Origin of the sequence: Klebsiella sp. MS 92-3 (assembly GCF_000195655.1) — a bacterium.
In the GTDB taxonomy this organism is placed as follows: domain Bacteria; phylum Pseudomonadota; class Gammaproteobacteria; order Enterobacterales; family Enterobacteriaceae; genus Klebsiella; species Klebsiella pneumoniae.
In genome coordinates this window covers 57037-66591 of the sequence record NZ_GL882866.1, presented here as the reverse complement: position 1 = coordinate 66591, position 9555 = coordinate 57037, and the positions used below count along the sequence as shown (strand labels likewise).

Sequence of the window (9555 nt, the reverse complement as noted above, 5' to 3'; positions counted from 1 at the left end):
GGGGGCTTCTCTATTCTGCCAGCATTAAACGGTAGTCAGTTTTGCCAGAATGGCGGCGAAGGCGTCATTAACCTTATCGCCGGCGAGCAGTTTTTTACGCAACGTGAAGCTTCTGCCGCTGGAACGGATCAGCAGTCGGACTTTCGCATCATTATTGCTGCGTTCAACTACGGCAACATCCCGCAAGGGAATAACGTAGGTATCGGCATAGAGCCCCGGCGTAAATATCATCGACTCGCCGCTCACGCCAATCACCACCCGATTTTGCAGACGATAGCCATTGCACAGCGCAACAATACCGGCGGCAATAAATACTCCGCCTATACCCATGCCAATCATTAAAATAATGATCCCGGCGATGAGCGCCAGCGCCCCTTGGGGATAAAAGCCTGAGGCATTAAAGGTTAATAGCTGCTGGTTATCAGCCTCGCCCACTGCCGTGGTTGATCGCCAGGGCGTAAATCCGGCGTTAATCCGCGTTTGCAAGCTGAACAGACTACCCACCAGAAAGATCACGCTGGCGGGCACCATCACGATACCGCCAACAAACGCCAGGACGATGGCCAGATAAGGGTAGCGGCCTGACAGCATTATGCTGATCGCCTGAACCACCACGGCAATAAACAGGGCCAGCACCAGCCAGGACCATACGCCGTCCGCCCGACTATGGAAGTTCAGCTGTCCTTCATCAAGTAATAAATTTCGCGCGACAAAACAGATAATAATATTGACGAACAGGCCAATCCAGGCCAGCTTGTGCACATGCTTCATTTTATACTCCATTATGTATTTTGCTATTCCATTATCAGACATTATTAAATAAAATCGAATGCCGCCCGGATAGTAGCAAAGCCGTTGGCAAGATCAATCAAAAAGCGCGCGGTCTCCTCACATTCTAATTTATATTCAGCGTGATATTGTTAGTTATCATTTATCGTAATTATATAAACCATCCTATATATTGGCGCTATATATTTTCAGCGCAATAATATCGCCCTGCCGCCAGGTAGGGCGTCGCAGATTAACGCTCCTCAAGCGCCGCCACCGGCCCCGGCGCGCTTTTCCTGCGCAGCAGATAGCCTGCAGCAAGGATCAACAGCCATACCGGGATCAGGCAGACGGAGATGCGGATGTCCGGGGTCAGATACATCACCCCGAGGATCGCGGCGAGAAACAGCAGACACAGCCAGTTTGTCAGGGGATAGGCGAAACTCTGGAAAGCCGTTACCTTCCCCGCCCGCTGCATGGCGCGGCGGAACTTAAGATGAGTGATGCAGATCATCGCCCAGTTGATGACCAGGGCGGCCACCACCAGGGCCATCAGCAGGGCAAAGGCTTTCCCGGGCATCACATAGTTAATCACCACGCAAAGCGCCGTGGCGACGGCGGATACCGCCAGGGCGGTCAATGGGATCCCGCGGTGGTTCACCCGCAGCAGCGCACGCGGGGCGTTGCCCTGCTGAGCCAGGCCGAACAGCATCCGGCTGTTGCAGTAGACGCAGCTGTTGTAGACCGACAGCGCGGCGGTGAGCACCACCAGATTGAGGGCGTTGGCCACAATATTGCTGTCAATGGCGTGAAAGATCAGCACAAAGGGGCTTCCCCCTTCCACGACGTTCCGCCACGGGTAGAGTGACAGCAGGACCGCCAGCGACCCCACGTAAAACAGCAGAATACGGTAGATCACCTGGTTGGTGGCTTTGGGAATGGTTTTATGCGGTTCGTCGGCTTCCGCCGCGGTGATCCCCACCAGCTCAAGCCCGCCGAAGGAGAACATGATCACCGCCATGGCCATCACCAAGCCCGTGATGCCGTTAGGGAAAAATCCCCCGTCCTGCCACAGGTTGGCCACCGTCGCCGCCGGGCCGCCGTGACCGCTAAATAACAGATAGCAGCCAAAGGCGATCATGCTGATGATGGCGGCCACTTTGACAATCGAGAACCAGAACTCCAGCTCGCCATACACTTTGACGTGCGTCAGGTTGATGGCGTTGATCACCACGAAGAAGATCGCCGCCGATAGCCAGGTGGGTACCTCCGGCCACCAGTACTGAATATAGATCCCCACCGCCGTCAGCTCCGCCATGCTTACCAGCACGTACAACACCCAGTAATTCCAGCCGGACATAAACCCGGCGAAGGGCCCCCAGTAGCGGTTGGCGAAATGGCTGAACGACCCCGCCACCGGCTCCTCTACCACCATTTCGCCAAGCTGACGCATGATAAAGAAAGCGATTACCCCGGCGATGGCGTACCCCAGCAGGACCGACGGGCCTGCCATACGGATCGTTTGCGCGATACCTAAAAACAGTCCGGTGCCGACCGCCCCCCCGAGGGCGATCAACTGGATGTGGCGGTTTTTTAACCCGCGTTTTAACTGATGCTCTTGCTGCGTTGTCATCTCTGACCTGCCCCTGTCTGTAAAAAGTCACGTTCGCCGGTAGCAACTTTCAGGCCAGCGGAGCGTCTTGCAGCGTCAGACAAAAATTAATTAATTGAAATATATTCAAATATTCTTTTCAAATCAGTTCCGGTAGCTGGTCATGTCGGCGCCGACCTGGCGCATCACACGCGAAAACTGGCCAGATAACGCACAGATCATGAGAAAAAGAGCGGATTGATGCATAAACCTGACCCGTTTTGGTGCATCCGGTTTGCCGCCGTCCGCTCAGGCTTCACGCCAGGCAAAAAACTGTTAGGCTAGTAGCCACTTTTACGTTCCGCTAGTGGCCACTATGTACAACATCGACGACTATGATCTGAAAATACTTACCCTGCTGCAGGCCAATGGCCGTTTAACCAATCAGGAGCTGAGCGAGCTTATCGGCCTGTCCGCTTCCCAGTGTTCGCGCCGCCGTATCGCCCTTGAACAGGCACAGCTTATCCTCGGCTACCATGCGCGTCTGGCGCCGGATGCAGCCGGGCAGGAGATGCTTGGCCTGATTGAGGTGCGTCTGCTGAATCACACCCCGCAATGCGTGGAGAGCTTTCATCAGATGCTCAGTGAAGTGGACGCCATTCTGGACGCCTGGAAAACCACCGGCGACGCCGATTATCTGCTGCGGGTAACGGTCCCGGACCTGCCCGGTCTGAGCCATTTGATCAGCCATATTCTGGCGCAAAACAAAGGGGTGGCCCATCTGAAAACCGCCGTCGTGCTCAACCGCCTTAAAGAGAACGGCCAGCTGATGCCGGGCACGACCCCGCTGCGCTGAACCGGGGCACAGTGCCCTGCGCTGGTGCAGACGCGGGGCCAGACAATGCGCGACAAGCGGCAAGTTCGCACAATTCACGCATTCGGAAACCATAAACCGCACGACCCGTGCAATTTTCTCTTCCTGTCAGAACAACAGGTTAGGCTAAACCACGGCTATTTTTTCCGCAAACGCTCGGCAGGGCACGCTCCTCTGGTGCGATTTTTGCAAACAAGAGCTTATCCTTGTTAACGAAAAGATAGTGCTTATTTATGGATAATATCCTTTCCCCTGAAAAACTGACCCACACCTGGCTGGAGGATACCCTGGCGCTGCTGTTCGGCACGCTGATGATCTCCTTTGGCATTATTTTATTTCGCCAGGCCGGTGCCCTGACCGGCGGAACGGCAGGTATGGCCTTTCTGATCCACTATGCCACCCCCCTGCCGTTTGGCGTGGTCTTCTTCGTCATTAACCTGCCATTCTACTGGCTCTCTGTCCGGCGGATGGGCGCCGCCTTCACGCTGAAAACCTTCTGCGCGGTCGGACTGGTGTCCCTGTTCTCTGACCTGCACGGTTACTTTATCCATGTCGATCGCCTGAATCCCTATTACGCCACCCTCTTCGGCAACATCATGGTCGGCATCGGCTTTGTGGTGCTGTTTCGCCATAAAGCGAGCCTCGGCGGCGTTAATATTCTGGCCCTCTATCTGCAGGACAAAAGCGGCATCCGCGCCGGTAAATTCCAGATGGTGGTTGACGCCTGCATCGTCACCGCCTCGCTGTGGGTAGTGAGCTTGCCGATGCTGCTGGTCTCTATCCTCGGCGCCGTGATTTTGAATTCGATTATCGCCATGAACCACCGTCCCGGACGCTACGCGGTGTAATGGCTTCACCTTTGACGGTCATTTCAGGAGTAACCACTGTGTTTCAGAACGTTGACGCCTATGCGGGCGATCCTATCCTGTCGCTGATGGAAGCCTTTCAACAGGATCCCCGGGCAGACAAAGTTAACCTCAGCATCGGGCTGTACTATAACGAGCAGGCCATTATTCCCCAGCTGGAGGCGGTCCGTCAGGCCGCTGACCGGCTGCAGAGTCAGCAGCAAAAGGCCAGCCTTTATCTGCCGATGGAGGGGCTGGCGCCCTATCGCCGCGCGGTCCAGACCCTGCAGTTTGGCGACAATCATCCGGCGTTGCGTGCCGGACGCATCGCCACCATCCAGACACTGGGGGGCTCCGGCGCGCTAAAGGTGGGCGCTGATTTCCTCAAGCGCTACTTCCCCGACTCCGCGGTCTGGGTCAGCGATCCAACCTGGGAGAACCACGTTGCCATCTTTGCCGGCGCCGGCTTTGAGGTACATACCTATCCCTGGTTCGACAGCGCCACCCGCGGGGTGAATTTCCCCGCTATGCTCGCCGCCCTCCAGCAGCTGCCGCCGCGCAGCATTGTGCTGCTTCACCCTTGCTGCCATAACCCGACGGGGGCCGATCTCACCCGCGAGCAGTGGGATCGCGTGATTGAGGTGCTGATCGGCAGGGAGCTGATCCCATTCCTTGATATCGCCTACCAGGGCTTCGGCCGCGGGCTGGACGAGGATGCCTATGCCATTCGCGCCATCGCCAGCGCCGGGCTGACGGCGCTGGTCAGCAACTCGTTTTCCAAGATATTTTCGCTGTATGGCGAGCGGGTTGGCGGCCTGTCAGTGGTCTGTGACAATGCCGATATCGCCGGGCGCGTGCTGGGCCAGCTGAAAGCCACCGTGCGGCGCAACTACTCCAGCCCGCCGGGGTTTGGCGCCCAGGTGGTGTCGCAGGTGCTCAACGATCCCGAGCTGAATGCCCTGTGGCAGGAAGAAGTGGAGGCCATGCGCACCCGCATCAGCGCCATGCGCGTCGCGCTGGTGAAGGCCCTGCAGGCAGCCCTGCCGGCGGGGGATTTTTCCTATCTGCTGACCCAGCGCGGCATGTTCAGTTACACCGGCTTTAGCGCCGATCAGGTAGACGTTCTGCGTCAAGAGCATGGCATCTATCTGATCGCCAGCGGTCGGGTCTGCGTGGCCGGGCTCAACCACGGCAATATTGCGCGGGTAGCCAGCGCCTTCGCCGCGGTCTGCGCACGCTAGCCGGGTCAACCCCGGCGCGGTAGAGCGATTAATCGCGACGCAGCCGGCGAGCCAGGCGGGTCCCCAGCGTCTGAATAAGCTGGACAATAACAATCAGCACCAGGGCGGTAGTGAGGGTGGCGAAAGCGTCGAAGCGCTGATAGCCATAGGTAATAGCCAGATCCCCGATTCCCCCGCCGCCCACTGTACCCGCCATGGCTGTGGCGCCGAGCAGACCGATGGTCGCCGTGGTGAGGGCCAGAATCAGCGATGCCGCCGCCTCCGGCAGCATAAAGTGCCAGACAGTCTGCAGCGGGGTTGCGCCCATGGCGTCCGCGGCCTCGAGGATCCCCTCATCCACCTCCAGCAACGAGCTCTCCACTAGTCGGGCAATATAGGGGGCGACAAAGACGATCAGCGGCACGATGGCTCCCGCGGTGCCGATAGTGGTGCCCACCAGCAGTCTGGTAAAGGGCAGGATCACAATCAGCAAAATGATAAACGGCAGCGAACGCAGCACATTAATCAGCGGATTCAGCGCCTGATGCACCACCGGGTTGGCCACGATGCCGCCGGGACGGCAAACCACCAGCACAATCCCTAACGGTACGCCGATCAGCGCGCCAAAGCCCAGCGAGACGGCGACCATAATCAGCGTGTCATGCAGCGCCAGCAGAAACTGATCCCCGGTAATGGCGGTATCAATAAGATCAAACATGGGTGATTTTCACTCCTGCATCGACCAGATGGGTGATGGCGCGTTCGGTTTCGTCAGGCTCGCCGAGGAGCTGCACAATCATAAATCCCAGAATCCGGCCCTGAACTTCAGACATGCTGGCAAACAGGATATTCACCTCGACAGCATACTCGCGGATCAGGTGGTTAATAATCGGCTGCTGCGCCGTCGCGCCGACAAATTCGAGGCGTAAAGCCCGGGCGCCGTTATCGCGCTGCAGGAACGACGCCACCCGCTGCGGCAGGCGGTCGTGCACCACCGACTGCACGAAACTGGCAGTGACCGGATGCTGCGGCTGAGCAAAGAGATCAAAAACCGCCCCCTGTTCAACGATACGGCCCGCCTGCATCACCGCCACCTTGTGACAGATTTTCTGGATCACCGACATCTCATGGGTGATCAGTACGATGGTGATGCCATACCGACGATTAATCTCCTGCAAAAGCAGTAAGATCTGCACCGTAGTGTGGGGGTCGAGCGCCGAGGTGGCTTCATCGCACAGAAGGACCGACGGGTTGGTGGCCAGCGCCCGGGCAATACCGACCCGCTGCTTTTGTCCGCCCGACAGCTCATTAGGGTAGCTGTGGATTTTGTCGCTCAGATCGACGAACGCCAGCAGTTCCGCCACCCGCGCCTGGATAAAGGCCTTGTCGCGCCCCTGTAAAATAAGCGGGATGGCGATGTTATGAAAAACGGTTTTCGAATTCAGCAGATTAAAATTCTGAAAGATCATGCCGATATCTTTTTTGATGGCCTGCAGGCGCTGGCCGCTGCAGTCCTGTAGCGGCTCGCCGTTTAACAGTACCTCGCCCTCGCCAGGTGTTTCCAGACGATTAATCAGCCGTAATAAGGTGCTTTTTCCTGCCCCGCTGTAGCCAATAATGCCAAAAATATCGCCTCGCTCAATGCTGAGATTAATATCCTGCAAGGCCAGAACCGGATGTCCTTTCCTGGAAAAGCTTTTACTGACGTGGCGAAATTCTATCATCGCGTTATTCATTTTAAATAGTCAGGCAGCAGGTAACCATCATACTGCGGATGGCTGAGAATATATTTTTTGAACTCGGCCGAGTGGTAGCCATCGATAATATCTTTGGCAAACTGCGCCTTCTGATTTTTACCGGCGACGGTCACGACATTAATAAAATGGCTGGTGGCTGCTTCCAGCTTTAAGGCCGAGGTCAGGGACATACCGCTGGAGACGGCAAAATTGCCCTGAATCAGGCCATAGTCGACGTCCGGCAGAGCGCGAACCTGCTGGGCATTATCCATCTCTTTTAGGACAATTTTGTAAGGATTATCTACGATGTTACGCTGCGAAAAAGTGGCCGGATCGCTGTCTGGTTTAATTTTCACCCAGCCAAGGCTCTCCAGCACCAGTACCGCGCGATATTCATTTGACGGCTGGTTTGGTACCGACACGACGGTGCCCGCCGCCGGGGTCCCCAGGGTGGTCAGTTTCCCACCATACAGCCCCATCGGCGGCGTGGGGACCTGCACAATGCCCACGTTATCGATCCCCAGCCGCTCATTAATTGCTTTCAGATATACCGGATGCTGCATAATATTCGCTTCGATATCGCCGCGGGCTACCGCGTCATTCACCTGAATACCGTCGCTGAAATCCTTATATTCGATTTTATACCCTTTACTCAATAAATAGGGCGCGACGCCTTTCTCAAATTGTTCTTTATACGGCCCGGGGTTAAAGCCGACGCGGATAAGATGAGCGTCGGCGGCGGCATAAAAAGAGGTGGCCGACAACAGGGCGAGAGCGATCCCGCGCGCAACTGACTTGTTCATAAGGTATTTTCCTGGAGGGTTGGCGATATTGAACGATTAAATCACAGCCGACTGTGGGTTGTAAGCCAGAACGCCGAATTTCCTTTTGCTAATTCCTCATTAACTTTTGCTATACCGACATATCTTAAAAACAAGAATCTTTTGCGTATATTGTTATTTAGCCAGCCGCTATAAATCCCTTAAAGATGGTTAATTATTCGTGATTTAAACCGGGAGTGTTATGCCTGATTTTACTGCTTCGCCGCTGGTGGACGCCCTGGAAGAGAATCTGTTCAGCCTGCTGGAAAAACTGGCCGCGGAGGTCAACACCGAAGCGCTACCGCTGATCGATCTTTCCAGCGGCAGTCCGGATCAACCCACCCCGCCGGAAGTGATCGACTCGCTGCAGAGCGCTATTCATCGTCGTGAAAACCATGGCTACCCGTCGTTCTGGGGCAAACCACAGGTCCGCGAGGCGATCGCCCGGTTCTATCGCCGGCAGTATGATGTGGAACTCGATCCGCACAGCGAAGTCGCCGTGTTTCAGGGGTCGCATATCGGTATAGGCGGCATCCCGCGGGCGCTACTCAGCCCCGGGCAATACCTCATCTCCACCGATCCCTGCTATCCGATTTACCGCTCGGCGGCGCTGCAGTCCCAGGCGGCGTTTTATGGCCTGCCGCTCAGGGCGGAGAACCATTTCCTGCCGGATTTTAACGATCTTCCCCGGGAAGTCGCTGACAAGGCCGGGCTGGTGGTGCTTAACTATCCGCATAATCCAACCGGCGCCCTCGCCACGCCGGCGCTGTTCGCCAGCGCGCTGCAGTTTGCTCGTCGTCACCAGGTGCCGATCCTCCATGATTTTGCCTATGCGGCCATCGGCAGCGCGGCCAGCGATGCGCCGCTGAGCCTCTTCTCCCAGCCCGACGCGAAAGCATGGGGAGTGGAAACCTATACTTTTTCCAAGACCTTTAATATGGCCGGCTGGCGCTTCGGCTTCGCGGTCGGCAACGCCTCGATTATCCGGGCGTTTAAAAAGCTGCACACCCATAGCTACAGCACGGTGTTTGGCGCGATTCAGGATGCGGCGATCGCCGCGCTCAACCTGCCGGCCGAACGGATTGCGCAGCTAACGGCGGTCTATCATCAACGTCGGGAGTGGGTTCTGCGTCGACTAGCCGCGCTGCGCTGGCCGGCGCGTGACGCACAAGGCACTTTCTTCCTCTGGCTCGGCGTGCCGCCCGGCTACCGTTCGCAGGAGTTTGCCCGTCTGCTGCTGCAGGAAGCGCATATTCTGGTGGCGCCGGGCACGGGTTTTGGCGCAGGGGGGGAAGGATTTATTCGCATCAGCCTGACCGCAGGGGACGAGGCGCTGAGCAACGCGCTGGACCGTCTTGCCCGGCTGGCGCTGTTTTAGCCCGCCGCCGGGAGAAGCAAAAACGCAACCCTGGCCGTCGGGGATTACCCGGCTGACGAGTCCATCACCGACAGCACGATTTTGCCCTCAAGATGCCCCTGCGCTGCTCGCTCATGCGCCATCTGCGCCTGCGCAAGGGGGAAAACGCTGTCAATTGCAACCCGGATGACCCCGGCGTCCAGCAGGTCGGCAAGCCGGGCGAGCTGCGCGCCGCTGGAGCGTACCTGGGTGGTGGAGACCGTCACTCCGCGCTGTCGCGCCTCTTCCGCCCCGGCAAAGCCGAGCGGAAAGATCGGGTACAGCGCGCCGCCGGGGCGCAGGG

10 protein-coding genes are annotated in these 9555 nt (G+C 57.3%); 4 read left to right on the top strand and 6 right to left on the bottom strand.

The genetic code is table 11. The features are described 5' to 3' along the window. Positions 1–24 precede the first annotated feature (24 nt). Positions 25–771, bottom strand: coding sequence for a hypothetical protein (locus HMPREF9538_RS01995; protein ID WP_002902411.1), 747 nt, complete (start codon positions 769–771; stop codon positions 25–27). 250 nt (positions 772–1021) lie between these two features. Next, positions 1022–2401: an amino acid permease gene (locus HMPREF9538_RS02000; RefSeq protein ID WP_009486355.1), complete on the bottom strand. Its 1380-nt coding sequence runs from the start codon at positions 2399–2401 to the stop codon at positions 1022–1024. A gap of 334 nt (positions 2402–2735) precedes the next feature. Here HMPREF9538_RS02000 and HMPREF9538_RS02005 point away from each other — a divergent pair, with 334 nt between their 5' ends. The 3 genes from HMPREF9538_RS02005 (at position 2736) to HMPREF9538_RS02015 (ending at position 5319) form a co-directional block, all read left to right on the top strand. Then, positions 2736–3215: an Lrp/AsnC family transcriptional regulator gene (locus tag HMPREF9538_RS02005; protein ID WP_002902405.1), complete on the top strand. Its 480-nt coding sequence runs from the start codon at positions 2736–2738 to the stop codon at positions 3213–3215. A 251-nt stretch (positions 3216–3466) separates the two neighbouring features. Further along, positions 3467–4081, top strand: a complete 615-nt coding sequence (locus HMPREF9538_RS02010; protein WP_009486354.1) for a YitT family protein — start codon at positions 3467–3469, stop codon at positions 4079–4081. Between the two features lie 38 nt (positions 4082–4119). After that, positions 4120–5319, top strand: a complete 1200-nt coding sequence (locus HMPREF9538_RS02015; RefSeq protein WP_002902399.1) for an aromatic amino acid transaminase — start codon at positions 4120–4122, stop codon at positions 5317–5319. Positions 5320–5347: 28 nt separating this feature from the next. On the opposite strand, the gene HMPREF9538_RS02020 is transcribed toward HMPREF9538_RS02015, so the two are convergent. From HMPREF9538_RS02020 to HMPREF9538_RS02030, 3 genes are read right to left on the bottom strand one after another with little or no spacing between them, the layout of a single operon-like run. After that, complete coding sequence (locus HMPREF9538_RS02020; protein ID WP_002902397.1) at positions 5348–6016, bottom strand: methionine ABC transporter permease; 669 nt, start codon at positions 6014–6016, stop codon at positions 5348–5350. After that, entirely contained in the window at positions 6009–7022 is a 1014-nt protein-coding gene (locus tag HMPREF9538_RS02025) for a methionine ABC transporter ATP-binding protein (protein WP_004213990.1), read from the bottom strand. Before HMPREF9538_RS02025 ends, HMPREF9538_RS02020 begins: the two co-directional genes overlap by 8 nt. 8 nt (positions 7023–7030) lie before the next feature. Further along, on the bottom strand, positions 7031–7837 hold the full coding sequence (locus tag HMPREF9538_RS02030) for a MetQ/NlpA family ABC transporter substrate-binding protein (protein WP_002902393.1): 807 nt from the start codon (positions 7835–7837) through the stop codon (positions 7031–7033). A 220-nt stretch (positions 7838–8057) separates the two neighbouring features. Here HMPREF9538_RS02030 and HMPREF9538_RS02035 point away from each other — a divergent pair, with 220 nt between their 5' ends. Further along, complete coding sequence (locus HMPREF9538_RS02035; protein WP_004148182.1) at positions 8058–9233, top strand: aminotransferase class I/II-fold pyridoxal phosphate-dependent enzyme; 1176 nt, start codon at positions 8058–8060, stop codon at positions 9231–9233. A gap of 44 nt (positions 9234–9277) precedes the next feature. Here HMPREF9538_RS02035 and HMPREF9538_RS33100 read toward each other — a convergent pair. Further along, a partial coding sequence (locus tag HMPREF9538_RS33100; protein WP_228701601.1) for a zinc-binding dehydrogenase occupies positions 9278–9555 on the bottom strand: 278 nt, incomplete at its 5' end.